This is a genomic window from Pseudomonas akapageensis (assembly GCF_011355085.1).
GTDB classification, from domain to species: domain Bacteria; phylum Pseudomonadota; class Gammaproteobacteria; order Pseudomonadales; family Pseudomonadaceae; genus Aquipseudomonas; species Aquipseudomonas akapageensis.
Genome location: NZ_VXCP01000038.1, coordinates 82,806 through 107,557, shown reverse-complemented (window position 1 = coordinate 107,557; position 24,752 = coordinate 82,806). Strand labels below are relative to the sequence as shown.

General features: G+C 61.2%; 18 protein-coding genes. 10 read left to right on the top strand and 8 right to left on the bottom strand.

Translation table 11 applies throughout. From position 1 onward, the window contains the following. The first annotated feature begins 118 nt into the window (after nt 1-118). The gene (locus F2S13_RS22390; protein WP_166364908.1) at nt 119-382 is read left to right on the top strand and encodes a hypothetical protein; all 264 of its coding nucleotides are present in this window, start codon (nt 119-121) and stop codon (nt 380-382) included. Between the two features lie 137 nt (nt 383-519). Beyond that, nucleotides 520-1,737, top strand: coding sequence for a PAS domain-containing sensor histidine kinase (locus F2S13_RS22385; protein WP_166364906.1), 1,218 nt, complete (start codon nt 520-522; stop codon nt 1,735-1,737). A gap of 13 nt (nt 1,738-1,750) precedes the next feature. On the opposite strand, the gene F2S13_RS22380 is transcribed toward F2S13_RS22385, so the two are convergent. From F2S13_RS22380 to F2S13_RS22360, 5 genes are all read right to left on the bottom strand, one after another. Further along, nucleotides 1,751-2,824 carry an NAD(P)-dependent alcohol dehydrogenase gene (locus F2S13_RS22380; protein WP_166364904.1) on the bottom strand — a complete coding sequence of 358 codons (1,074 nt, stop codon included), beginning with the start codon at nt 2,822-2,824 and terminating at the stop codon, nt 1,751-1,753. Next, nucleotides 2,812-3,420 carry a DUF1003 domain-containing protein gene (locus F2S13_RS22375; RefSeq protein WP_166364902.1) on the bottom strand — a complete coding sequence of 203 codons (609 nt, stop codon included), beginning with the start codon at nt 3,418-3,420 and terminating at the stop codon, nt 2,812-2,814. Before F2S13_RS22375 ends, F2S13_RS22380 begins: the two co-directional genes overlap by 13 nt. A gap of 30 nt (nt 3,421-3,450) precedes the next feature. Beyond that, entirely contained in the window at nt 3,451-12,111 is an 8,661-nt protein-coding gene (locus F2S13_RS22370; protein ID WP_166364900.1) for a glycoside hydrolase family 94 protein, read from the bottom strand. Between the two features lie 172 nt (nt 12,112-12,283). Then, nucleotides 12,284-12,943: a methyltransferase family protein gene (locus F2S13_RS22365; RefSeq protein WP_166364898.1), complete on the bottom strand. Its 660-nt coding sequence runs from the start codon at nt 12,941-12,943 to the stop codon at nt 12,284-12,286. Between the two features lie 133 nt (nt 12,944-13,076). Further along, a complete protein-coding gene (locus F2S13_RS22360) occupies nt 13,077-13,442 on the bottom strand; it encodes a DUF2784 domain-containing protein (RefSeq protein WP_166364896.1) in 366 nt (121 codons plus the stop codon). A gap of 169 nt (nt 13,443-13,611) precedes the next feature. Here F2S13_RS22360 and aroA point away from each other — a divergent pair, with 169 nt between their 5' ends. Further along, nucleotides 13,612-14,877 carry a 3-phosphoshikimate 1-carboxyvinyltransferase gene (gene aroA, locus F2S13_RS22355; RefSeq protein ID WP_166364894.1) on the top strand — a complete coding sequence of 422 codons (1,266 nt, stop codon included), beginning with the start codon at nt 13,612-13,614 and terminating at the stop codon, nt 14,875-14,877. A gap of 131 nt (nt 14,878-15,008) precedes the next feature. On the opposite strand, the gene F2S13_RS22350 is transcribed toward aroA, so the two are convergent. Together F2S13_RS22350 and F2S13_RS22345 are read right to left on the bottom strand one after the other, a co-directional pair. Continuing rightward, entirely contained in the window at nt 15,009-16,088 is a 1,080-nt protein-coding gene (locus F2S13_RS22350; RefSeq protein ID WP_166364892.1) for an FUSC family protein, read from the bottom strand. Nucleotides 16,089-16,192: 104 nt separating this feature from the next. After that, nucleotides 16,193-16,879, bottom strand: a complete 687-nt coding sequence (locus tag F2S13_RS22345) for a 2OG-Fe(II) oxygenase (protein ID WP_246237972.1) — start codon at nt 16,877-16,879, stop codon at nt 16,193-16,195. Nucleotides 16,880-17,117: 238 nt separating this feature from the next. Between F2S13_RS22345 and F2S13_RS22340 the strand changes: the two genes are divergently transcribed. From F2S13_RS22340 to F2S13_RS22315, 6 genes are all read left to right on the top strand, one after another. Beyond that, on the top strand, nt 17,118-17,867 hold the full coding sequence (locus F2S13_RS22340) for a GntR family transcriptional regulator (RefSeq protein WP_166364888.1): 750 nt from the start codon (nt 17,118-17,120) through the stop codon (nt 17,865-17,867). Further along, nucleotides 17,864-19,591 carry a fumarate reductase/succinate dehydrogenase flavoprotein subunit gene (locus F2S13_RS22335; RefSeq protein WP_166364886.1) on the top strand — a complete coding sequence of 576 codons (1,728 nt, stop codon included), beginning with the start codon at nt 17,864-17,866 and terminating at the stop codon, nt 19,589-19,591. The genes F2S13_RS22340 and F2S13_RS22335 overlap by 4 nt, the downstream gene beginning before the upstream one ends. 32 nt (nt 19,592-19,623) lie before the next feature. Beyond that, nucleotides 19,624-19,869, top strand: coding sequence for a 4Fe-4S dicluster domain-containing protein (locus F2S13_RS22330; protein ID WP_166364884.1), 246 nt, complete (start codon nt 19,624-19,626; stop codon nt 19,867-19,869). A gap of 120 nt (nt 19,870-19,989) precedes the next feature. After that, nucleotides 19,990-20,949 carry a HEAT repeat domain-containing protein gene (locus tag F2S13_RS22325; protein WP_166364882.1) on the top strand — a complete coding sequence of 320 codons (960 nt, stop codon included), beginning with the start codon at nt 19,990-19,992 and terminating at the stop codon, nt 20,947-20,949. Continuing rightward, on the top strand, nt 20,946-21,227 hold the full coding sequence (locus F2S13_RS22320; RefSeq protein WP_166364880.1) for a gamma-butyrobetaine hydroxylase-like domain-containing protein: 282 nt from the start codon (nt 20,946-20,948) through the stop codon (nt 21,225-21,227). Before F2S13_RS22325 ends, F2S13_RS22320 begins: the two co-directional genes overlap by 4 nt. Nucleotides 21,228-21,266: 39 nt before the next feature. Continuing rightward, on the top strand, nt 21,267-21,671 hold the full coding sequence (locus F2S13_RS22315) for a DUF488 domain-containing protein (protein WP_166364878.1): 405 nt from the start codon (nt 21,267-21,269) through the stop codon (nt 21,669-21,671). Between the two features lie 9 nt (nt 21,672-21,680). On the opposite strand, the gene F2S13_RS22310 is transcribed toward F2S13_RS22315, so the two are convergent. After that, on the bottom strand, nt 21,681-22,661 hold the full coding sequence (locus tag F2S13_RS22310; protein ID WP_218584055.1) for an alpha/beta fold hydrolase: 981 nt from the start codon (nt 22,659-22,661) through the stop codon (nt 21,681-21,683). A 214-nt stretch (nt 22,662-22,875) separates the two neighbouring features. Between F2S13_RS22310 and F2S13_RS22305 the strand changes: the two genes are divergently transcribed. Then, nucleotides 22,876-24,723, top strand: coding sequence for an amidohydrolase (locus F2S13_RS22305; protein ID WP_166364876.1), 1,848 nt, complete (start codon nt 22,876-22,878; stop codon nt 24,721-24,723). The last annotated feature ends 29 nt before the right edge of the window (nt 24,724-24,752 follow it).

The window sequence follows — 24,752 nt, the reverse complement described above, 5'->3', positions numbered from 1 at the left end:
GTTGTCGCTATGTAAGCCGTGTGTGTACTTTTTGAGACGATGTCGAGCTTAAGGCAAGCACCGTAGAATACGTGAGAAACACTGTACAATGGGCACTCCAAAACACCTGGAGTGATGTATGAGAAATCAAATCGATACAGACTTCAGTTTGGGACTGAATTTCGTGTATTTGCGACGAGGTTCACTTAATCCAATCGGAGAATTCGCTGATGGTAAGTATCGCTCTTATCTGCGAGGAGGGGATATTTACAGGCTGGATGGGGATGACATGTACGACCAGAATGACAACCTGCTCGGTACGATCGAGCGCTACCCCTACAGTTGCATGGTGATGAGCGGACCTTTTGGTACTGACTGTGGTTTGGTCTTGCGTCCTGAGTAACCGTCATTATCTTCTTGTGTGCACCGCCTTGCGCGGCCTGATCAGCCGCATACACCGACCCGCGTACAGACTCTATACTTGCTTCGACGATGTTCCAGTTGGGCAACGGATGCCCTTTCACCTCATCCGTGAAGCCTATGTCCGCAGACAACGAGTCGCTACCCAGCACCGACATCCTCTTCGATGACGCCGCCTGTGGTTTGTTACTTACCGATGAAACCGGGGTGATCAAACGGGTCAATCTCACGTTTTGTCGCTGGATCGGCTATAGCCGGGAAGAGCTGCTCGATCGTCAGATTCAAACGCTGATGAGTCCACAGGCGCGTACCTTTCATCAGACCCACTGGGCTCCGCTCATGCGGATTCAGGGGTCGATCGCCGATGTGAAATTCGACCTGGTTCACCGCGAAGGGCATAGCGTCTCGATGATGCTCAACGCGATCAGGTGTGAACATTCCAGCGGTATCTTTCACGAGTTGACGATGTTCAAGGCCCAGGATCGGCACCGCTACGAACGTGAGTTACTCAATGCCCGAATGCTTGCCGAGCAACACCTGGCTAAAATCCTCAAGGCCCAACATCTGCAGGATGAAGCCCAGGGCAAGCTGCAAATTACCTACGCCGCTGCGGAGGACAGGGCCCTGTTCGCCGAGCAGATGATTGGCATCGTCAGCCACGACCTGCGCAATCCGCTGGCAGCGATCAAAATGGCAGCAAATCTGCTGGGACGAAAGGAGCTCGATACCAAGTCGATTCAGACGCTTGGCCACATCACGCATTCGGTGGACCGGGCACAGCGGCTGGTGGCCGACCTGCTGGATTTCACCTTGATCCAGGTCGGGCGGGGCATTGCAGCGACGCTCAAGCCCGTTGATCTGCACGAACTGGTCGCCGGCTGCCTGGAAGAGCTGCGACTGGCATTCCCTGGGCACGAACTCATCCATGAGCGTTTCGGCCAAGGCGAGTTCAACGCGGACAGTGACCGCCTCTACCAACTTATCGGCAATCTGGTGGCCAACGCGATGGCCTATGGCGAGGCCGATGGCGGGGTGACCGTTACTTCGCGCTTCGAGGACCAGGCGATCATCATTACCGTACACAATTTCGGCACGCCGCTGCCGCCGGAGCTGCTGGCAAACCTGTTCGAACCGATGATTCGCGGCAGTCATGACAACGCAGGGCTACGCAGTATCGGGCTTGGCTTGTTCATCGTCCGCGAGATCGCCATAGCCCACAGCGGCAACGTGACGGTAACGTCCTCACGGGATGCGGGAACCACGTTCACTGTGACCTTTCCTCGTTTGAGGAGTACCGATCAAGGGGAGGGCCTGGAGCCCACCGAGCCTGCTCCATGACGCGTCTCGGTGATCAAGGGGTGATGGCCACTTTCAATACACCATCGCGTTGATTGGCAAAGAGGTCATAGGCCGATTCTATGTCATGGAGTTTGTAGCGATGGGTCACCAATGGCTTCAGATCGACACCACCATTGGCTATGACGCCCATCAAGCGACGCATGCGCTCTTTGCCGCCAGGACAGAGCGTGGACACAATGGTGTAGTCGCCCAGCCCAGCGGTGAAGGCATCGAGAGGTATACGCAAGTCCGATGAATAGACGCCCAGGCTGGACAAGGTGCCACCGGGGCGCAGCACACGCAGCGCTGATTCGAAGGTGGCCTGCGTCCCCAGCGCTTCAATTGATACATCGACACCACGCCCATCCGTGATCGCCATGATTTTCTCGACGACATTGCCGTCCTTGAAGTCAATGACATGCGTTGCCCCGAGCGTGTGGGCAACGGTCATCCGCGCGGCAACGGTGTCTACCCCGATGATGGTCGTAGCGCCTTTGAGGCGTGCGCCGGCCACTGCGCACAGGCCGATAGGGCCTAGCGCGAATACCGCGACGGTATCACCGATTTTGACATCGCCTCTTTCTGCGCCGCAAAAGCCGGTGGACATGATGTCCGGGCACATCAGCACCTGATCATCGCTGAGCTCGTCGGGTATTGGCGACAGGTTGGCCATCGCATCGGGTACCAACACAAACTCAGCTTGACAGCCATCGATGGTATTGCCGAACTTCCAGCCGGCGGCGGCCCGGAAGCCGTGCCGTGTACCGGGGCCGTCCTGGGACGAGCAACCGCACAGGCATGCATAACTGTGCCCACTGGGGGTGATGGCACCGGCAATGACACGCTGGCCTTCGGTAAAACCCTGCACCTGCGCGCCCAGCTTCTCGATGATGCCGACCGGCTCGTGACCGATGGTCAATCCCTTTGCCACCGGGTACTCGCCCCGCAGGATGTGTACGTCGGTACCGCAGATAGTGGTCATGGTGATACGAATCAATGCGTCCGAAGGCCCGACCTCAGGTATGGGCTTGTCATCGAGCACGATTCGGTTCTTTTCAACGAAGATGGCAGCTTTCATGGTCGGCATGGCACAGCCTCCTCACCACCGCCGGGAAATTTATCCTGTGCACTCACGCGAGCTACCAAACCCATCAGTAGCTCGATCTGCTTTTGTTGTTGAGCAACGATGTCCACGAGCTGCTCGGTGCGGATGGAATCGATCTTTTCGTGCAGCGCCATGATTTCCAGCTCTGCCTTGAGGTTGACCTCATAATCATGCGCGGCCATTTGCCGGTCCCGGGTGGAAACGCGATTCTGGCTCATCATGATGATGGGGGCCTGAATCGCTGCCAGCATCGAGAGGATCAGGTTCAGGAAGATATAGGGGTAGGGGTCGAATCCGGTGTTACCGAGAATTTCCGTGTTGAACACGACCCAGCCTGTGAGCACGCCGGCAAAAATCATGATGAAACGCCAGGAACCACCGAAAGCCGCCACGCTATCGGCCATTCGCTCGCCGAACGTGGTGTGCTCCTCGAGCATCTGAATGGGATCTCGGGCTATCGCTTCGCCCCGCATCAGATGCTCGAGTACCTTGCTCTCGGCCTGTGCCAGGTTATCGGCACTGCGCTTGAGCCATACGGCTGCGGACTTTCTGTAGTCGATCGAGGAGGAGGGCGTCATCGTCTTGTCTTCCTTTTTTGCTTGTGTATCTCAGCGCTCAAGATCGGTTTCGACGGTCAGACCGGGTGCTGCGCTCTGGTGGGTATTTGCCGTGCAGTGCGCCAGGACCCGGTGGTCGACGCCGTCATCGAGCAACTCCAGCGCATCCCCGTTCATCCACTTGCCATCGAGTGTGATGGATGGCCTGGCGTCAACGGCCGGAAGCACCTCGATAGTGTAGTGCGTCGCCCCATATCGATAGTGCAGGGTGTAACCCGGCCAGTGCGCCGGTAGCAGCGGTACAATCCGCAACCCTGTACCGATACGTTGCAGCCCCAGCAACGACTCGACGATCAGTCGGTACATCCAGCCGGCCGACCCCGTGTACCAGGTCCAGCCGCCACGGCCCGCATGGGGCGGGGTGCCGTAGACGTCGGCGGCCATGACATAGGGCTCGACCTTGTAGATTTCGGTCTGCGCGTCGGTGCCCTGTCCGGCAGGGTTGATCATATTGAGCAGGCTCCAGGCTCTGGTGCTGTCGCCAAGCCGCGCGAAGGCCATGCCGGCCCAGACGGCCGCATGGGTGTATTGGCCGCCGTTTTCGCGCACGCCGGGCACATAACCCTTGATGTAGCCTGGATCGAGCGAGCCTTTGTCGAAGGGTGGATCGAGCAGTAGAACCGCACCGATGCCGGGACGTACCAGGTGCTTCTCGACAGAAGCCATGGCAGTGCGACGCCGTGCTGGCGAGGCGGCGCCGGACAATACCGACCAGCTTTGCGAGATCGAATCGATGCGGCATTCATCATTGCTCGCAGAGCCCAGCAGCTGACCATCGTCGAACCAGGCGCGGCGGTACCATGAACCGTCCCAGGCATGCTCCTCCAGGCTGGCCTGGAGCCTGGCTGCCTCCTCGCTGCAACGCTTCGCGAAAGCGGCGTCCCCATGCACCTGGGCGGTAACGGCAAATTGTTGCAGCACATCAAAGCCGAAGAAGCCCAGCCATACGCTTTCGCCAAGGCCCAGGTGGCCGACCCGATTCATGCCGTCATTCCAGTCGCCACTGCCCATCAAGGGCAGGCCGTGGCTACCGCGCGCAAGGCTATGTTCGATAGCGCGCACGCAATGTTGGTAGAGGCTTTCTTCGAGGCTCGATTTACCGGGCAAGTCGTAATAGGACTCTTCACCGGCATTGAGGGCACGACCTTCAAGATAACCCACGGTTTCGACCAGCACGCTGAGGTCGGCGGTGACGCTGACATAGCGGCTGGTCGCCAGCGCCAGCCAGAGAAAATCATCCGAACAACCACTGCGCACGCCACGATCGAGCGGTGGGTGCCACCAATGTTGCACGTCGCCTTCGGGATATTGATGGGCCGCGCAGAGCAAAAGATGGCGGCGCACGGCGGCGGGGTCGGCATGGATCATCGCCATGCTGTCCTGCAGTTGATCGCGAAAGCCGAAGGCGCCGCCGGACTGATAATATCCACTGCGGGCCTGGAAGCGGCAGGCGATCACCTGGTACATCAACCAGCCGTTGACCATGACGTCGATGCTCGGATCGGGTGTTTCGACCTGAACCGCGCCCAGCACCGACCGCCAATGCTCGCGTACAGCCGCAAGCTCGCCGGCTGCCGCCCTTGGCCCCCGGTATTGTTGAACCAGGCGTAGAGCAGACGGGGTGTCCGCGGCGGCGCCCAGGCGGAAGACCACATCCTGGTCCTCACCGTTATCGAGGTCCAGGGCAACCTGTATCGCTGCGCAAGGATCGAAGCCGCCACCGGTGCGGCCCGATAGTCGCGCCTGCTTCATGCCGGCGGGCGCTTTCAGGCTGCCGCCGCGACCGATGAACTCGCACCGATCGCCGCTGATGCTGCGGCTGGTCGAATCGGTATCGAGGAACGCCACACGCTCGGAGAACTCGATCGAATAGGCATTGCGGGCAAACAATGCGCCACTGACCGCCTCGGCTTCAGTCACGACATGCATCGCCGATTTGCTGCGCAAGTCGCCCAGTACCCACTCGACATAACAGGTCACCGAGAGGCGCCGGGCGCGGCCCGAGCGGTTTCGAATCTGCACGTGGGAGAACTTGATCGGCGCATCCTGGGCCACATAAACCCACAATTGGCTCTGGATGCCGTCTTCATCGTGCTCGAAGACGCTGTAGCCGAAGCCGTGGCGGGTGCGGTACGTGCCGTTGCCGGGGCAAGGCTGTGGCGTCACCGACCAGAAATGCCCGGTTTCTTCATCGCGCACATAGATCGCTTCACCGCTGGCGTCGGTGACCGGGTCATTGTGCCAGGGGCTCAGGCGATATTCGTGAGCGTTTTCCATCCAGGTATAAGCGCCGCCACTCTCGGAAACCACCGTGCCGAAGTGCGGGTTGGCCAGGACATTGGCCCATGGCGCCGGCGTCGGCCGACCCGGTTTCAGGGTCATGACATACTCGCGGCCATCGGCGCTGAAGCCGCCGTAGGCGTTGCCCAGGATCAGCGCTTCGGACGCGGGTGCGACGGCTTCAATGACCCGTTGTGGCTGGCGCTTGAGCGTTGGTAGCAATGGCGGAAACACCGGGGTCGCATGCCGTCGATGAATCTGTTCGGCAAGGCTTCCGTTGCCTTCGCTGAGCACCAGGCGCGCCACCGACAGGATCAGTGTGCGGTCATCAAAGGACAGTTGTTGTGCCGGACGCATGAAGATGCCGCCGGGACGGTCGACCAGCGCGGCTTCGCTGCCGGAAGTCACCACCCCCATGATCAGGTCCTGCAATTGTTGGCGATAGCCCGCCTGGTCCTCGTTCCAGATGACGAGGTCGACGATCAGCCCCTTTTGCCGCCAGTAGGCATGGGCCTTGACCATCTGCTGCACGAGTTCGATGTTTTCCAGGGTCGATACCTGCAGCAATACGATGGGCAGGTCTCCCGAGATTGCCTGGCCCCAGAGGCTCGACTGATCGCGCCGATTGGCCATCAATACACTGTTTTCAGCACGTAGCGAGGCATTGGCATAGAGGATCGAGGAAGCCATCTGCTCGAACAGGCGGGCATCTTCGAGCGACGCATTGAGTTGACGCAGCAACACCTGGCCGTGGGTCCATGCCAGGTCGAAGACTCGATCGGCCAGGTGCCGGTCGCGGTATTTGTTGATCAGCTGCAAGCAGCCTTCACGGCTTTCGGCAACGCCAGTGACCAGGTCGATGGTCGCCGTTTGCCCGGGCTCCAGCGCGATACGGCAGCGGATCGCGACGATCGGGTCGAGCACCGGGCCTGCGGTGCCGGAAAGTTGTTGGACATCGCCATCCAGTGCGGCAGGTGCAGCAACGCTGCGACCCCGGCCGATGAAGCGCGCCCGGTCGGTCTCATAGGAAATGGCGTCTATGTCCACGCCATGTGCCGCGAGTTGATGGCACATCCAGGGCACGGCTTCGTCGCTTGCGCGAGGCCTGCGGGTGCAGATAATTGCCTGCAGCTGCGGCAACAGCTCGGTCTGCACGAACAGGTTGCTGAAGGCCGGGTGGATCGCGTCGCTGATCGCCGGGGCCAGCACCACTTCGGCGTAGGTGGTGATTTCGATGCTGCGACGTACGCGGCCGCGGTTGGTAATGTGCAGCCGGCGCAGCTCGATGTCGTCCTCGGGGGATACGACTATTTCCGTGTGGGTGTCGAAGTCGTGCTCGCGAACGCGGAACTCGGCCCGGGCATCACTGAAAATGGCTTCATGACTTTCCGGCTGGTGCAGGGTTGGCTGGTGCGCCGTGGACCAGAAAACACCGCTGGCAACATCGCGCAGGTAACAGAACATGCCCCAGTTATCGCAGGTAGCGTCCTCGTGCCAACGGGTCACGGCGATGTCGTTGCAGCGGCTGTAACCGCCGCCGGCACTGCTGACCATGACGTGGTAATGGCCATTGGAAAGCAGCTGGACCGCCGGGCGTTTGCTCCCGGGATCGGCGAACACCCGAAGCCTGGTTTCCTGCGCCTGTGTGGCCTCCTGGTCGGCAGGTGAATGGGCCGCGTGCAAGTAGGGAGCGGCTGTTTTCGGCACGCGTTCCTGCAGCAGCAGGGCGGTCGCCTGGAATGCCGGGATCGATTCGAAGCGACGCTGCATGGGCCGGTCCAGCAGCAGGCTGGTCAGGGCCAGCAGGCTCATGCCCTGATGATGCGCCATGAACGAGCGCACTACGGCGTAGCGTTGGCCGCGTGGCAAGCGTGCCTCGGTGTAGTCGACGGCTTCATACAGGCCAAAGCGGCCAGCCGAACCCTGGGCGGCGAGACGTTGCAGGTTGTGGCAGGCCGCTTCAGGCTCGACCATCAACGCCAGTGCGCTGGCGTAGGGCGCAACCACGGTATCCTCGCCCAAGCCGCGCTTGAGCCCCAGGCCGGGAACGCCGAAGGCCCGATACTGGTAATTGAAGTGGGCATCCAGGGTGTTGTAGCCCGACTCGGACACGCCCCAGGGAATGCCCAACCGGTGACCGTGCTCCCTCTGCAAGGCGACGGCAGCGCGGCACGTCTGGTCCAGCAGGGTGCCTTCGAAGCTGGGCATCACCAGCATCGGCATCAGGTACTCGAACATCGAGCCGGACCAGGACAGTAGTACCGGTACCTCCCGGTTGTTGCTGAGCAGGCGTCCCAGGGTAAACCAGGCCTGTTGCGGGAGCTGACCCTGAGCGATAACCACGAAATTGGTGAGCCGCACCTCCGAAGCCAGCAGGTCGTAGTAGCCGCTGTCCAGCCTGCGTTCGTCGGCGTTGTAGCCGATCGAGAAGAGGTCGCGTTGATGGTCGTAGAGGAAGGTGAAATCCATGCTGGCCAGCGATGCGGCCAATTCAGTCAGGTCGGCAAGGCTGGCGATCCGGTCGCAGGCCAGGCGCCGTACCGTTTTCACCCTGGCATGGTCAGCAGGTAGCCATAGCGAGCAGTCGAGTTGGCTCAGTTGGCGCAGGGTTTGTGCAGGCTGTCTGGCATTGTCCATTGCCGGAGGCAGTGTGTAGCGCTGTATGTCATCGCTCAGATCCGTGCATTGCGCCTGAAGGGCCTGCAGCCAATAGTTCGCTTCTGCATCAGGCGTGGCCTGCAAGTCGATGGCCAGTGCATTTGCTGCTTCAAGCAGTTGCAGGACGATGTCCGGGTTGTCCTGCAGCCCGACCATGGCCAACTGCACCCTGGCCCGTAGTTCAACGACGGCACGGTCATCGAGGTTGGCGTCTTGCAAGGCTTGCTGCAGCACATCCAGGGTATCGCCCAGGCCGCTGATGGCACGTTGGTCGAGCGGTGACACATCGGCCAATCCCAGCAGCCCCGGCCGCAGCGTGAGCAGCAGGCCTGCCAGGTTGCCGCTGTCCACGGTCGACACATACCGAGGCATCAATGGCTGGCGCGTCTGGGTGTCGTACCAGTTGTAGAAGTGCCCTTGATAGCGCTCAAGGCCTGCCATGCAGGCAAGGGTTCGAGTGATGCGTTCGAGCAGCCGCCCGCTGCTCAGGTAGCCGAAGTCATGGGCCGCCAGGTGAGAGAGCAAGGCCATGCCCATGTTGGTCGGCGATGTCCGGTGGGCAATGGTTTCCTGGGGTATTTCCTGGAAGTTGTCCGGCGGCAACCAGTTGTCCGCAGGGCCCACATAGCGGTCGAAGAATGCCCAGGTCTTGCGCGCGAGCATTCGCAGAAACCGCAGGTCTTGCTCCGTCGGGTTGAACCCGGCCGGTGTCGTGGGCAGGCTGATCCACCAGGCAATTGCAGGGCTTGCCAGCCATATCAGCAGCAACGGGGCGGCCAGTACGAGGACGAGCGGGGAGTGGAGCAGGGCCGCGAACACTACCAGCGCCAGCCCAGGGGCAATCCACATGTCTCGGTACATCCCTGGCAGGTCATTGCCACTGGACCGTTCCACCTCGCGCGAAGGCTGCCATTGCAGCATCAGGCGTTTACTGACCAGCATGCGCCACAGCGTGCGGCCTATGGCGTCAACACTCATCAATGCATCGGATGGCAACCAGACGATCGAGAGCAGTGCGCGCAGGAAATTCTGGCCTGAAGTCCGCAAGGCTGCGGCCAAATGTTGCCCCATGGGGATGTCGGCAGCCTTTTGTACCAGTGCCAGCACGGAGTGCAGAACCGGTTGGAGAAAGACCAGGATGATGACTGCCAGTGTCCAGGAAGCGGGTTCGGCGGTGCCCAGCCAACCCCATGCCAACATGACCAGGAACGCACAAGGCTCCAGGCTGCGGCGCAAATTGTCGAAGATTTTCCAGCGTGCCAGTGCGCTCAAGGGATTGCGCGCGAACCCACCACCGGGTTTTGGTGCCCAGGGCAAGGCCCAGTAAAGCACCTGCCAGTCGCCCCGAATCCAGCGGTGGCGGCGTTTGGCGTCGGCGCTGTAGCGAGCTGGATATTCTTCATAGAGTTGCACGTCGCTGAGCAGACCGGAGCGAGCGTAGCAGCCTTCGATCAGGTCATGACTGAGAATGCGGTTGTCGGGCAGGCAGCCCTCCAGTGCCTGTTCGAAGGCGTCCACCGCATAGATACCCTTGCCGATGAAGGAGCCGTTGTGGAACAGGTCCTGATAAACATCCGAGGCGGCACGGGTATAGGGGTCGACACCGGCATCGCTGCCGAACAGGCGGGCATAGGTCGAGCGTGCCGTGCTGGGCAGGCTGATCCCGACACGCGGCTGAAGGATTGCGTAGCCGCTGACGATCTGCCGGCTCTGTGCATCGAACACGGGGTGGTTCAGGGGGTGCATCATTGCACCGATGCATTGGCGCGCGACGTCCCGTGGCAGCAGGGTATCGGTGTCCAGCGTGATGACGAAGCGAACCGACGCCAGGGGTTCGATGTCGCCGACGATCAAGGCAAAGCGGTCCTGGCCTTTGCCCCGCAACAAGACATTGAGCTCTGCGAGTTTGCCGCGTTTGCGTTCGTGCCCCATCCACACCCGCTCTGTGGCGCTCCAGTGCCTGGGCCTGTGCAGCAGGAAGAACCGGTCGACCTGGCCATCGGCATATTTCTGGTTGAGGGCCTCGATCAGCTGGCGCGCCAGGGCAAGCAGTTCGGCATCGTCGGGCATCACCTCGGCGGGGGCATCCATGAAGTCACTGAGCAGCGCGAAGTGCAGGTTGTCATCGCGATTGGCCAGGAAGCGCACTTCCAGACTTTCCGCCAACGCCTCGATGTCGCCGGCATTGGCGAACATCGTGGGTATCGCTACCAGCGTACGCGCCTCGGGCGGTATGCCTTTGCTGAAGTCCAGGCGGGGAAGCATCGAGGGCGCCACCGTGAGGGTCACCAGCCAGTTGACCAACCCGATTGCCAGGCGGCTGGTCATCAACAGCGCGGGCACTGCGAGCAGGGCCAGAATCCAGGCGGGCGTGCCGTTTCGATAAGCGGTGTCGAGAAATGGCCAGGCCAACAGCAGTGTCAGGAGCAGTGCAGGGCACAGGTAAAACTTCAGCGGGGCGCTCTGCAGCAAGCGCTTCCAGCGCGCGGCCAGAGGCACGCGGGCGCGCAGCCGATGCTCCAGCCCGACGCGCCCGTCACCCACCAGGTAGTAACCCACATGCCCGGCCACGCTGCCCTCGTGCTGGGCGCCGCGAGCCAGTTCGATGGCAGCCTGTGCCACGCTCGTTTCAGGCTGCTCACAATGCCTGGCGAGGCGTTCGACGGCATGGCGGTAAAGATCGCGGGTGGCGAAATCCATGCGCCCATAGACGCTCGCAGGGTCGGTGCTCAATACCTGCTCGACATGGCTGAGCAGTTCGACGAACGCGCGCCAGTCGGTCGCGGCCAGCAGTCGCAGGCTGGCGATGCTGTTGCTGATGGACACCTGGTCGCCGGATTGCTGCTGGGCATCTATCTGCACCAGGCGTTCAACGGTAAGGCTCGATTCGCCGAGCGTTTGCTCGATCCACGCCATGGGCAATATCAACGCGGCGCTTTGCCCTTGCAGGCGCCGCGCCAGTTCGGCGACGAAGGAAGGTGTCATCGGCGGCGCCGATCGCGCCATGTCGGCAACGGTCAGCACCACATTCTTGGCGTCCCGCTCGGCGATTTCGATCAGGCGATCGGCCCAGTCATCGGCGAGGTTGCGGTCATCCCAATTGGCCATGACCCGTGATGCCACACGCCGCAGATTCTCGATCAGCGCCAGTCGCAGCATGATCGGGATGGCCCATAGCTCACCAAGGGCCAGGGGTGTGACGGTCTGGTAGGCGGCGACGAAACGATCAAGGCTTTGCGCATCGACCCGGCCATCGCCGTGAGCGATGGTTTCCAGGGCGATGTCGTAAACCCGCGGCAAGCCTGCCGAGGGACCATCGACCAGGCGTGGCAGCTTGCGGCTGTAGCCTCTGGGCAGGTGAGTCCTGGCGGTGCGGATGTTTTCTTCGATGAGGTAGTAATTGTCCAGCAGCCATTGCGCGGCCGGGGTCGCGCGTCGGCTGGACAGTTGTGCGGTCCTGAGCGCTGTACAGCTGCGATCGAGTAGCAACTGGTTGTCGGCCAGGCGGCCCAGCAGTGCGTCCTTTTTTGAAAGGCGCCCGAGCTGGTGCTGCCGCGCAAGTCCGATGCCGTGGTCGGCCATTTGCTGCGCATTGAACAGATCGGACCGCAGGATTGGCTCGTACTCGAACTTGTGCTGCGATGCGCTCCACCTGAGCCAGATGGCCGATGGGCACCGAAGGCTGGACAGTGTGCGAGTCAGGATATTTTGCATGTAATCCTTGGCAGGACTCGCGTAGCGCGGGTCGCGTGTGGAATGAAGGCAGGTCTATGCCAGGCGCAGCGAGTGGGGCTTTGCGCCGTACGGCGCAGCATTCCAGTGACGAGTGTGCATTACGCACGGGGACAGGGTCTGTTCGCTAGCGAACATAGCCGGCTGGGTGAGATCAATAGAGCCCGGGAATCAGCCGCCATGAGCGTGTGCAGTAGGCTTCGTACTCTGCACCGAACTGCTCGCGCAGCAGGGCTTCCTCGGAGCGGATGCGCGCGATCAGCGGTATCAGTGTCAGTGCCGTCAGCAATAGCCCGATACCCGAGCGGAACGCCAGTGCCCAGCCCAGCGAGTTGATCATCAACCCCAGATAGCTGGGGTTGCGCAGGCTACGGTAGATACCGGTGGTCACCAGTGTATGCCCGGGTTGGATCGCGACCAGGCCGCTGAAGCGGTTGCCGAGTACGAAGACCGGCCACATCCGTAGTGCGCCGCCGGCGATGAACAATGCGACACCCAGCCAGCGTGTGCCTTCACCACCGAAGGTCCAGATATCCAGGCGGTCTGTATAAGCCGGAAAAAAGGCCGCCAGCAGGCCGATCACGCCAAAGGCCCAGAGCACCCAGCGGTTGCCCTTGTCCTCGCGTTCTCCAGAACTCAGGTTGCCTTCGGTGAAAAGCGCCAGGACTGCCATCGCCAGCGTTGCGAGGACGATTACAACAAATGGGGGATGGGCGAAGAACGCGGCAAACCCGCCCCAGCCCAGAACGGCCAGGCCGAGATAGGCGAGGGTGGCTGCCAGGCTCAGCAATGTCAGTCTTGCGGTGATCTTCATGGCTTTTGCTCTGAAAGATCCAAGTCATAGTATGGATCACTGCACCCCTGTAGGAGCGGGCTTGCCCGCGATCGAGTGCGCTAGCGCTCGTAAAAATTGCGGCCGCTACGCGCCCGATCGCGGGCAAGCCCGCTCACAAGGTTTTTTGTCGCCTGAATACAAGCAGGTAGACGAGAATATTGATCAGCACCACCAGCCCGCCCAACCCGACCTGTATCCCCGGTGTCAGCCCGGCCGGATAAATGACCGGCCACAGATAGTGCTCGATGAACCCACCTTCATAGCCAGCCTGCCCAGCAGCCACGCGCAGTTGGTTCTCCCAGCCTGTCAGCGGGCAGGGCAAGTGGAAGATTTCCACCGCAATCCCCCACGCCACGGCAGGCAGGTGCCACCAGCACAGGTGTCGCCATCTGAGCACCAGCAGGCCACCGAACAGCACGAAGAGAATGAACAGCAGGTGGATCAGCAGCAGCCCGTCGGCCCCTATGCGATAGAACATGTCGCTCGGCCACTCCCGGTTCAGGGTGAAAAACCAACCATAGCACTCGGAAAAGCCCGAGGTTTTTTGTGCGTCACCCAAGCCAAGCCCGCCCGTTCAATGGCACTATATGCAGTTCTTGAGCAGTAGAACCAACGACTGTGCCGTCTAGATTCAGGAGCGCAACCCATTGAGTACGCAGAAAACCGTGACCGTCATTGCGCCGGACTTTGCCTTGCGCGGAAAGGTCACGCCACCGGGTTCCAAGTCCATCACCAACCGCGCCTTGTTGCTGGCGGCGCTGGCCACCGGCACCAGCCGCCTGACCGGTGCGCTGAAGAGCGATGACACCCGGCACATGTCCAATGCGCTGCGGCTGATGGGCGTGACGATCGACGAACCCGATGACACCACCTTTGTCGTTTCCGGCCAGGGCAAGCTGCAAGTGCCCGGCCAGGCGTTGTTCCTGGGTAATGCCGGGACGGCGATGCGCTTTCTGACGGCGGCCGTAGCGACGGTCGACGGCACCGTGGTCCTGGATGGCGACGACTATATGCGCAAGCGACCCATCGGGCCGTTGCTCGCCTCGTTGCGCCAGGGTGGCTTGAATGTCGGTAGCCCGACCGGTTGCCCGCCCGTCACCGTCGAGGGTGCTGGTCGTGTGGCGGCCAGGCGTTTCGAGATCGATGGTGGCTTGTCCAGCCAGTACGTTTCGGCACTGTTGATGCTGGCCGCTTGCGGTCAGGAACCCATCGAAGTGGCACTGACCGGCAAGGATATCGGTGCCCGTGGCTATGTCGACCTGACCCTGGCCTGCATGCGCGCCTTTGGTGCACAGGTGGAGGAAGTGGACGACAGCACCTGGCGCGTGGCCGCAACCGGTTACACCGCCAATGACTACCTGATCGAACCGGATGCCTCGGCGGCCACCTACCTCTGGGCAGCACAGGCCCTGACCGACGGCGCGATCGACCTGGGCGTTGCCGATGAAGATTTCACCCAGCCGGACGCGCGGGCCAATGACGTAATCGTGCAGTTCCCCAATATGCCGGCCGTGATCAACGGCTCGCAGATGCAGGACGCCATCCCGACCCTGGCGGTACTGGCTGCCTTCAACCGTACGCCGGTGCGCTTTACCGAGCTGGCCAACCTGCGGGTCAAGGAGTGTGACCGCGTCCAGGCCTTGTACGACGGCTTGAATGCCATTCGTCCGGGGTTGGCGACGGTAGAGGGTGACGACCTGCTGGTAGCAGCCGATCCGGCGCTGGCTGGTACCTCATGCGAGGCACTGATCGACACCCACGCCGATCATCGGATTGCCATGTGCTTTGCGCTGGCCGGGTTGAAGGTTGACGGTATTCGGATTCAGGATCCTGATTGCGTGGCCAAGACCTATCCGGGGTATTGGCAGGCCCTGGCGTCCCTTGGCGTGCACATGCGCTTCGAGAACGAGTAAACCTCTCTAGCGCTCCTCGTTCCTCGTTCCCGCGCTCTGCGTGGGAATGCCTCTGCAGACGCTCAGCGTCGTGACGCTGGAGCGTCAGTCACCGCATTCCCACGCGGAGCGTGGGAACGAGAAACGAGAACCTAGATTTTCCAGCGTCTGGCCGTCTTCGCCAGCAGTTGCTGCAAGCCATCGAGGTTTCTCAGCAGTTGCCGGGTCATCAATTGGTACCCCACCAGGTCGCTGGCAATGGCAACGTCGCCGGGCGACTCCAGTAGTGCCGGCGCGCAGCGGCGTTCCAGCCGGTCAGTCGCACCTTCCTGCAGCGCTCGGGCCATGCCGATCAGTTGCCGCGAAATGGCGCGGTGTTCGGCGCTGAGCAGCGCCTGCAGCTGGGGCATGGCGGCCTCGTCCGATCCCGAAGGGCGGATGTTGGCGAGGATTTCCAGCGTGCTCAGGCACATCCTGAAATGGCCCTGGATGGTTTCTAGCTCGGTAATGGAAATCTTCACTTCCTTGGACACCGACGGCATGAGCGAGCGCAGCTGCACCATGGTGGCGTTCAGTTTAGCCATCAGCGTGCGGTGCTCGTCGGTCTCCACCGGCTGACCACTGATGATGCGCCCGTATAGGGTTGCGCATTCACGCAGGCCGCGGGCCAGGTTGTAGCGCCAGGAGTAGACCGCATACAGCGGCAAGGCAAAGGAAAACGCCAGCGCCAGGACGATGCCGATCAGGATGTCCACGGTGCGCCACAGGCCATCGGTCATCGGGTTGTAGCCATGGCCGGCAACGATGAACAGGGTAATGGCCGAGAGCAGGGCGATATAGCCGCCCTTGCCAATGGCGTGATAGGCGAAGAAACCGCACGCCAGCGCCATGATGCTGTAGGTCAGCAGCGGTATGCCCAGATACGCCTGTTGGGCGACAGCCAGCAAACCCAGACCCGCGCCGATCAAGGTGCCATAGGCCCGTTCGACCGATTTCCTGCCGATGTTGCCGTGGTGCTGCAGGCCGCCGATCACGATCAGCATGGTCACCGAAGCCCATTCGCCGTGGGGCAGGTTCAGGCCGGTGGTCAGCAGCATCGACACCAGCAAGCCCACCATCACGCGGGCAGCGTGGATAAGGCGGGCATGACGGTAGCGTTGATAAGGATCCAGCAGGGGCCGCAGCAGCTTTTGTAACCACAGGGGCAGTGGTGAGGCGGGGGCGGTCTTCATCCGTTGAGTAACCCTCGAATTCGCACGGGATTGAACGCTCATCTAACGCTGAAACGAGCGCTTGGCCAAGGAGATTTTCGTTCATGCGAACCGCCACAAGGTATCTACAGCGCATCATGAAAGATCACCCCGAGCGTATGTCGCAGACCTGAGTGCACCTGGCTGACCCCATGGCGCATGTTGACCCGATAACAGCCCCGTGCGCCTTGCACTGGCCGTGTCGAGACCGCAAAGATCACGGCGTCGCCCTGATTGAGGGTGACCACCCGCGGGCGCGATTGCATGCGCGGCCGCTGTTCGGTCAGGACGAACTCGCCGCCAGTGAAATCCCGGCCGGGTTGCGACAGCAGGATGGCAACCTGCAGCGGGAATACATGTTCGCCGTACAGGTCCTGGTGCAGGCAGTTGTAGTCGCCGCTGGTGTATTGCAGAAGCAGGGGAGTCGGCCGCTGTTGACCAGCGTCATGGCAGCGCTGGATGAATTGCGAATGTTCCGGCGGGAAGCGCACGGGGATCTGCATCCGCTCGTTCCAGGCGTTGGCGATGGACACCAGGTGGGGATAGAGCGTGGTGCGAAGTTGTTCGATCAGCGGGGGCAAGGGGTAGCGGAAGTACTTGTACTCACCCTTGCCGAAACCGTGGCGGGCCATGACTACGCGCGAGCGGAAGGCCTGGTCCTGATCGTAGAGTGAGGCCAGGCTGGTGCAGGCTTGGGGGCTCAACAACCCCGGGACGATTGCGTAGCCGTCCTGATCGAGAGCGTGTGCGATGGTGGGCCAATCCAGGGGCATTGGGGTGTTCCGTTGACTGTTCATACACCACTTTAGGCCTGTGGCATTGAGTCGGCACTCGGGGACTTGCGGTCGAACTTTGGACCGGGTCGTCTGCATCGCTGGCTTGCCAGCGGTGACGGCAGCATGATCAACCCAGCACTAAGCATATGTATTTTTATTATTTCAACTTGAGCGCTTAGATCAACTATCGTTCACAGCATATCTTGTTATAACAAGTTGCCCGAGACGATAAGACATGCCACAACTGCTCCCCCTTTCCCCGGTCCCACTCTACAGCCAGCTCAAGGAGCTGCTGCGCTCGCGCATTCTCGAGGGTACCTACCCACCGTTGGCGCGCATGCCTTCGGAGAATGAGCTGGGCAAGGCGTTCGATGTCAGCCGCATCACCGTGCGCCAGGCGCTGGGTGATCTGCAGAAGGAAGGGCTGATCTTCAAGATCCACGGCAAGGGCACGTTCGTAGCCAAACCCAAGACGTTCCAGAACGTTTCCACCCTGCAGGGCCTGGCCGAGTCGGTGACACAGATGGGTTATGAAGTGCTCAACCGCCTGCGCAGTTTCAAGCATGTCCCGGCCTCGAAGGTTGTAGCCGAGCGCCTGCAACTCAAGGAAGGCGCCCTGGTGACCGAGATCAAGCGCGTGCGGTTGATCAACCGCGAGCCGGTATCGCTGGAAATCACCTACCTGCCACACAGTGTTGGCCTGAAGCTGGAAAAGGCCGACCTGGCCACCCGCGATATTTTCCTGATCCTGGAAAACGACTGTGGAATTGCCCTGGGGCATGCCGACCTTGCCGTGGATGCGGTGCTTGCCGACAGCGACCTGAGCCAGGCGCTGGAGATCGAGGAGGGCGGGCCGATCATGCGCATCGAACGCCTGACCCACGATGCTGCAGGCGCCCCGCTGGATTTCGAATACCTCTACTACCGCGGCGACGCGTTCCAGTATCGCCTGCGCATCGACCGCCACAAGGATCCGCGCCCATGAGCAGCCACAACACCCTGGAACAGGCCTACGACATCGTCATCATCGGCGGCGGCACCGCCGGCCCCATGGCGGCGATCACGGCCAAGGAAAAGAATCGCAACCTGCGCGTACTGTTGATCGACAAGGCCAACGTCAAACGCAGCGGCGCCATCAGCATGGGCATGGATGGCTTGAACAACGCCATCATTCCCGGTCATGCCACGCCCGAGCAGTACACCAAGGAAATCACCGTGGCCAACGATGGCGTGGTCAACCAGGCGGCGGTGCTGGCCTATGCCGAACGCAGCTTCGAGACCATCGAGCAACTGGATCGCTGGGGCGTGAAGTTCGAGAAGGACGAGACCGGCGATTATGCGGTGAAGAAGGTACACCACATGGGCGCCTACGTTCTGCCGATGCCTGAAGGACATGACATCAAGAAAGTCCTGTATCGCCAGCTCAAGCGCGCCCGGGTCGACATCACCAACCGGGTGATCGCCACGCGCCTGCTGACCGATGCCTCGGGCGCGGTCAACGGGGTGATGGGGTTCGACTGCCGCACCGCCGACTTCCATGTGATCAAGGCCAAGGCCGTGATTCTCTGCTGCGGCGCCGCGGGCCGGCTCGGCTTGCCGGCATCCGGTTACCTGATGGGCACCTACGAGAACCCCACCAATGCCGGCGACGGCTACGCCATGGCCTATCACGCCGGGGCGGAGCTGGCTAATCTGGAATGCTTCCAGATCAACCCGCTGATCAAGGACTACAACGGCCCGGCCTGCGCCTATGTCACCGGGCCCCTGGGCGGCTACACGGCCAACAACAAGGGCGAGCGTTTCATCGAGTGCGACTACTGGAGCGGCCAGATGATGTGGGAGTTCCATCAGGAGCTCGAAGGCGGCAACGGCCCGGTGTTCCTCAAGCTCGACCACCTGGCTGAAGAGACCATCCAGAACATCGAAGAGATCCTGCACAGCAACGAACGCCCCAGCCGGGGTCAGTTCCATGCCGGGCGTGGCACCGACTATCGCCAGCATATGGTCGAGATGCATATCTCCGAGATCGGCTTTTGCAGTGGGCACAGTGCGTCCGGGGTGTGGGTCAACGAGCGGGCCGAGACTTCGGTCAAGGGCCTCTACTCGGCCGGTGACATGGCCGCGGTGCCGCACAACTACATGCTCGGCGCCTTCACCTATGGCTGGTTCGCCGGCGTCAACGCCGCCGACTATGTTGCCGAGCGCGACCATAGCGAACTGGACGAGGCGCAGATCGCCGCCGAAAGAGCCCGTGTCTACGCGCCGCTGCAGCGTGAAAGCGGGCTGCCGCCGGCCCAGGTCGAGTACAAGCTGCGGCGCTTTGTCAATGATTACCTGCAACCACCGAAAGTCACCCGCAAGATGGAAATCGGCCTGCAGCGCTTTGCCGACATCGAGAACGATATCAACCAGATGAAGGCCAGCAATGCCCATGAACTGATGCGGGCGATGGAAGTTTCGGTTATCCGCGATTGCGCCGAAATGGCCGCACGCGCGTCGTTGTTTCGCAAGGAGAGTCGCTGGGGCCTGTACCACCACCGGGTCGACTATCCGCTGCGCAACGATGCCGAGTGGTTCTGCCATTGCCACCTGAAGAGGGATGAAAACGGCGTCATGACCAGCTTCAAGAAAGCCGTCGAGCCCTACCTGATCGCCCTGGACGACAACGAGCAGCAGGCCTACAACCGCCTGCGGGTCGGCGCGGCCTGACTTTTTACCTTCAAGACGAGAGGACCCGTGCCATGGCCTATCAGCCCCAGGACATCTTTTTTCGCAGCACCGCGCCGGTAACGGTCGATGAAGACAAATGCATCGCCCACAAGGGCTGCACCGTGTGCGTGGACGTCTGCCCCATGGACTTGCTGGCGATCAATCCGGCGACGCAGAAGGCTTATATGGCTTTTGACGAGTGCTGGTATTGCATGCCTTGTGAGAAGGACTGCCCGACGGGGGCGGTGAGGGTGGAGATTCCTTACCTGGTGCGTTAGTGCCCTGAAACTCCTCGTTCCCACGCAGAGCGTGGGAACGAGCAAACGAGCAAATGCGACCGCTTCGCGCTCGGTCGCGCAGCGACCGCCAATTTCCAATGAACGACCGGGACTTGCCAAATGAATACCGAAAACCCCGACATTCTCGAATTATTGCCACGCTTGACCGATGACGACGTCGGCGTGCGTCGCATTGCCCTGATCGAACTGGCCGACCTGGAAGACCCTGAAAGCCTGCCATGGCTCGTTCACGCCCTGGGCAGTGATCCTGCCGATGAAGTCCGTGCCGAAGCCGCACGATTGCTCGAAGCCTGGGAAGAACTGGAGGTGGTCGAGGGCTTGTGCGCCGCATTGGTCGATCCCGACCATAAAGTTCGGGTGGCGGCAGCGCAAAGCCTCAGCCAATTGAAAACGACCGAGGCCGGCCGGGTGATCCTGCCCTGGGCCGAGCACGCTGATGTGTTCGTGCGCAGCAGCGCCTTGCGCGCCTTGCGCGAGTTGCGCCTGGCTGAAAGCGCACCGATGGCCCTCAAGGCGCTGGCCGACGGGGAGGCCAGTGTGCGCCGCGAGGCGGTGGGCATTCTCGGCTGGCTCAAGCAAACGGCAGCCTTGCCTGAACTGGCGCGGCTGGTCAGCGCCGATCCGGATACAGAGGTACGGCGAGTGGCTACCGGTGCCCTGGGGTTTGCCAATGATCGGTCAGTGCTGCAGGCACTGGTGGCGGCACTGGGCGATGAGCAATGGCAGGTGCGCGAAGAGGCGGCTACCACCCTCGGCAAGTTGGGCCTGCAAGACGCTGGGCCGGCGTTGGTGACGGCCCTGAATGATGACTACTGGCAAGTGCGCCTGCGTGCCGCGCGCTCATTGGGCAAACTGGCTTATGCCGATGGCTTGTCTTCACTTGTCCAGGTGCTGGGCCACAGCATCAGTAATCTGCGCAAGGAAGCAGCTCTGGCCCTCGGCGAGCTACGCGACCCGGCAGCCATTGCGGCCCTGCAGGCAGCAGAACATGACGGCGACCCTGAGGTGCGCAAGGCCGTGCGCATTTCCTTGGCACAACTGCGCGGGGGCCAGGTGTGACCAGCCCGCGCGCCATCGGCAATGCGCGCAGCCGTGGCGAGTTGCGCCTGGAGTGGGCCGATGGCAGCGTGCAATTGCTCAGCCATGGACGTTTACGCAGCAGCTGTCCCTGTGCCCAATGCCGTGCGGCGCGGTTGTGTGGGCGAATCGATCTGGTCGATCAAGATGTGCGCCTGGTAGAGCTCAACCCACAAGGCTACGGGGTGCAATTGATCTTCGATGATGGTCATGATCAGGGGATCTATCCCTGGGCGTATCTGCGCACGTTGGCCGGTTGAAGCTTCCTATACTGAACGAAAGGCCATGGGAGAGCGGCGATGATTCGATGCAAACGCGCGTATGAGCCGGCAGCGGCCGACGACGGCCAGCGCATACTGGTGGATCGCCTCTGGCCGCGCAACTGTGCGAAAAATCAACTGTCCCTGGATGGCTGGAACCGCGACGTGGCGCCTTCAACAGATTTGCGCCATGCCTTCAAGCAGGGCGAGCTGGATTTCGACACGTTTCGCAGCCGCTACCGGCAGGAGCTGACGGGGCGGCCCGAACACTGGATGCCCTTGCTCGATGCTGCCCGCCAAGGCAACTTGACCCTGATCTACGCGGCCAGGGATGCCTTGCACAATAACGCGCAAGTGTTGGCCGAGTGGCTCGAAGATGAACTCGACCGGGAAGACGCTCCCAGTTCGCCAGTGTGTTATGCCAACGAGCCGCATCGAGATTGAGCAATCAGGTCATTTGCCTGGCTGCCGTGCCATGAACCCATGGATGTATCTGGCAATTTCTACGGGCTGTTCTTCCAGGGCAAAATGGCCAGCATCGATCAGGTGCAGTTCGGCGTTTGGCAGGTCATTGAGATAGGCTTCGGCACCGGGTGAAATGAACGCGGGATCATGTTTGCCCCATACGATCAGTGTTGGCGGTTGTTTCGAACGCAAGAATGCCTGCCATTCGGGGTACGCTTTTATATTGCTCCAGTAATCCTGAAACAGTTGCACCTGAATTTTCTGATCCTTGGCGCCCTGCAGGAATGCAAGGTCGTGAGTCCAGGTATCCGGGCTCATCTGGAATTCCTTTCCTTTTACATCTCGCAAATATTGCCCATTCATAACGTAGTCGCGACTTACGTAGGAATAGAGTTTTTCGACGTGTTCCGGTGAGCGGTCTTCATGCATATTGCGAAATGCCTCCAACCGCGCAGGTGTCAGTCCCGCCAGGTAGGCATTGGCATTTTGAACGATCAAACCCTGCAGGCGGTCAGGTTGGGCAAGCATCAATCGATAGCCTACCGGGGCGCCGAAATCCTGCATGTAAAGGGTATATCGATCGATCTTCAGCTTTTCGATCAGCCCGGCCACCTGCTTTGCCAGCAGATCGAAACTGTAGGTCAGTTGATCCGGGTCCGGGCGATCGCTATAGCCGGAGCCCAGGTAGTCCGGGGCAATGACATGAAAGCTGCCAGACAACAGAGGGATCAACGTACGGTAGGTATGGGAGGAAGAGGGAAAGCCATGCAAAAGTACAAGCGTCGGTTTTGAACGGTCCCCAGCTTCGCGATAGAACATCCGGTGCCCGTTTACATCCTGATAATGGTAAGTGGTCGGTGCTGGCCATTCGAGGTTGATGGCCAGGACGGATGGGGAAATCCAGCCAATCATGAGTGTCATGAACAACGTTGCAAATGTTCGTCTGAATGCGCTTTGAGTTCTTGTCACTGCTCATTTCCTTGAGCCGGGTTGTCGGGAGGTGAGCCGTTGAACGTAGCAACTGAATAGTCAGCGCAACAACGGAATCATTATTTCGACGCATTGCCTGCGTAGTGCCTTCTGTCGGAGCTGGTGGTCAAACTGACCTGTGACTACTTCAATCAGAAGCGTCAGGGCACACCGCATTCCCTTCAATCGCAGGACAGCTACCAGGGAGCTACGTATGGACGCCGTCACCGCCGATCTGATTCTGTACAACGGCCGTTTGCACACGGTCGATCGCGACAAGCCCCGGGTCAGCGCCGTGGCCATCAAGGACGGCCGCTTCGTGGTGGTGGGCAGCGATGCCCAGGCCATGGCCTTGCGCGGCGCTGCCACCCAGGCCATCGACCTCAAGGGCCGCACGGTCATCCCTGGTCTCAATGACTCGCACCTGCACCTGATTCGCGGAGGGCTCAATTACAACCTCGAGCTGCGCTGGGAAGGGGTGCCTTCGCTGGCCGATGCCCTGGGCATGCTCAAGGACCAGGCCGAGCGCACGCCGGCGCCACAATGGGTGCGTGTGGTGGGGGGCTGGAACGAGTTCCAGTTCGCCGAAAAGCGCATGCCGACGATCGATGAACTGAACAAGGCCGCCCCCGATACTCCGGTGTTCGTGCTGCACCTGTACGACCGTGCCTTGCTCAATCGTGCGGCGCTGCGGGTGGTCGGTTATGACCGCAATACACCCAACCCGCCGGGTGGCGAGATCGTCCGGGACGCCAATGGCGAGCCCAACGGCATGCTGGTGGCCAGGCCCAACGCGATGATTCTCTACTCCACCCTGGCCAAGGGACCGAAGCTGCCGCTGGAGTACCAGGTCAATTCGACCCGCCAGTTCATGCGTGAACTCAACCGCCTGGGCGTCACCAGTGCCATCGATGCCGGTGGCGGTTACCAGAATTACCCCGACGACTATCAAGTGATCGAGCAATTGGCCAGGGACCGGCAACTGACGGTGCGCATCGCCTACAACCTGTTCACGCAAAAGCCCAGGGAAGAACTGAGCGATTTCAAGAACTGGACCGGCAGCGTCAAGTACGGCCAGGGCGACGATTTCTTGCGGCACAACGGTGCAGGGGAGATGCTGGTGTTCTCCGCCGCCGATTTCGAGGATTTTCTCGAGCCGCGTCCGGAATTGCCGCAAACCATGGAAGAGGAACTGGAGCCGGTGGTGCGGCACCTGGTCGAGCAGCGCTGGCCGTTTCGTCTGCATGCGACCTACGACGAATCCATCTCGCGGATGCTCGACGTATTCGAGAAGGTCGACCGTGATATCCCCTTCAATGGCCTGCCGTGGTTCTTCGACCACGCCGAGACCATTACCCCGCAAAATATCGAACGGGTTCGCGCCTTGGGTGGTGGCATCGCGATTCAGGATCGCATGGCGTTCCAGGGTGAATACTTCGCCCATCGCTACGGAGCCAGGGCGGCCGAACACACCCCGCCGATCCAGCGCATGCTCGCCGAAGGCGTGCCGGTTGGGGCGGGTACTGACGCCACGCGGGTCTCGAGCTACAACCCCTGGACCTCCCTGTACTGGATGGTCAGCGGGCGCACGGTGGGTGGGCTCAAGCTCTACCCCCAAGGCCTGAGCCGCGACACTGCCCTGGAGTTGTATACCCATGGCAGCGCCTGGTTCTCATCGGAGCAGGGCAAGAAAGGCCAGATCAAGGTCGGTCAACTGGCGGATCTGGTGGCGTTGTCGGCGGATTACTTCAGCGTCGAGACCGATGCAATCAAATGGATCGAATCGGTACTGACGGTGGTCGATGGCAAGGTCGTGTACGCCAGTGCTGAATTCGACAAGTTGGGGCCGGCCAGGTTGCCGGTGATGCCGGACTGGTCACCGGTGGCCAGGGTACCTGGCCACTTCAGGCCCAATGCGCCGCTGCAATCCCGGGCGCATCAGTGCAGCGGGCCTTGTGCGGTGCATGCCCATGGGCATGAGCGGGCGCGCCTGTCGTCGGTGCCGGTCAGTGACTTTCAGGGATTCTGGGGGGCATTTGGCTGTTCGTGCTTTGCCTTCTGAGGTATAGCTGCAAGCGCAACCCGACGACT

Bases quoted from the DNA above. Each gene is read 5' to 3' on its own strand.
- F2S13_RS22390 (WP_166364908.1), top strand. From the start codon at position 119: ATGAGAAATCAAATCGATACAGACTTCAGTTTGGGACTGAATTTCGTG.
- F2S13_RS22385 (WP_166364906.1), top strand. From the start codon at position 520: ATGTCCGCAGACAACGAGTCGCTACCCAGCACCGACATCCTCTTCGAT.
- F2S13_RS22380 (WP_166364904.1), bottom strand. From the start codon at position 2,824: ATGCCGACCATGAAAGCTGCCATCTTCGTTGAAAAGAACCGAATCGTG.
- F2S13_RS22375 (WP_166364902.1), bottom strand. From the start codon at position 3,420: ATGACGCCCTCCTCCTCGATCGACTACAGAAAGTCCGCAGCCGTATGG.
- F2S13_RS22370 (WP_166364900.1), bottom strand. From the start codon at position 12,111: ATGCAAAATATCCTGACTCGCACACTGTCCAGCCTTCGGTGCCCATCG.
- F2S13_RS22365 (WP_166364898.1), bottom strand. From the start codon at position 12,943: ATGAAGATCACCGCAAGACTGACATTGCTGAGCCTGGCAGCCACCCTC.
- F2S13_RS22360 (WP_166364896.1), bottom strand. From the start codon at position 13,442: ATGTTCTATCGCATAGGGGCCGACGGGCTGCTGCTGATCCACCTGCTG.
- F2S13_RS22350 (WP_166364892.1), bottom strand. From the start codon at position 16,088: ATGAAGACCGCCCCCGCCTCACCACTGCCCCTGTGGTTACAAAAGCTG.
- F2S13_RS22345 (WP_246237972.1), bottom strand. From the start codon at position 16,879: ATGCCCCTGGATTGGCCCACCATCGCACACGCTCTCGATCAGGACGGC.
- F2S13_RS22340 (WP_166364888.1), top strand. From the start codon at position 17,118: ATGCCACAACTGCTCCCCCTTTCCCCGGTCCCACTCTACAGCCAGCTC.
- F2S13_RS22335 (WP_166364886.1), top strand. From the start codon at position 17,864: ATGAGCAGCCACAACACCCTGGAACAGGCCTACGACATCGTCATCATC.
- F2S13_RS22330 (WP_166364884.1), top strand. From the start codon at position 19,624: ATGGCCTATCAGCCCCAGGACATCTTTTTTCGCAGCACCGCGCCGGTA.
- F2S13_RS22325 (WP_166364882.1), top strand. From the start codon at position 19,990: ATGAATACCGAAAACCCCGACATTCTCGAATTATTGCCACGCTTGACC.
- F2S13_RS22315 (WP_166364878.1), top strand. From the start codon at position 21,267: ATGATTCGATGCAAACGCGCGTATGAGCCGGCAGCGGCCGACGACGGC.
- F2S13_RS22305 (WP_166364876.1), top strand. From the start codon at position 22,876: ATGGACGCCGTCACCGCCGATCTGATTCTGTACAACGGCCGTTTGCAC.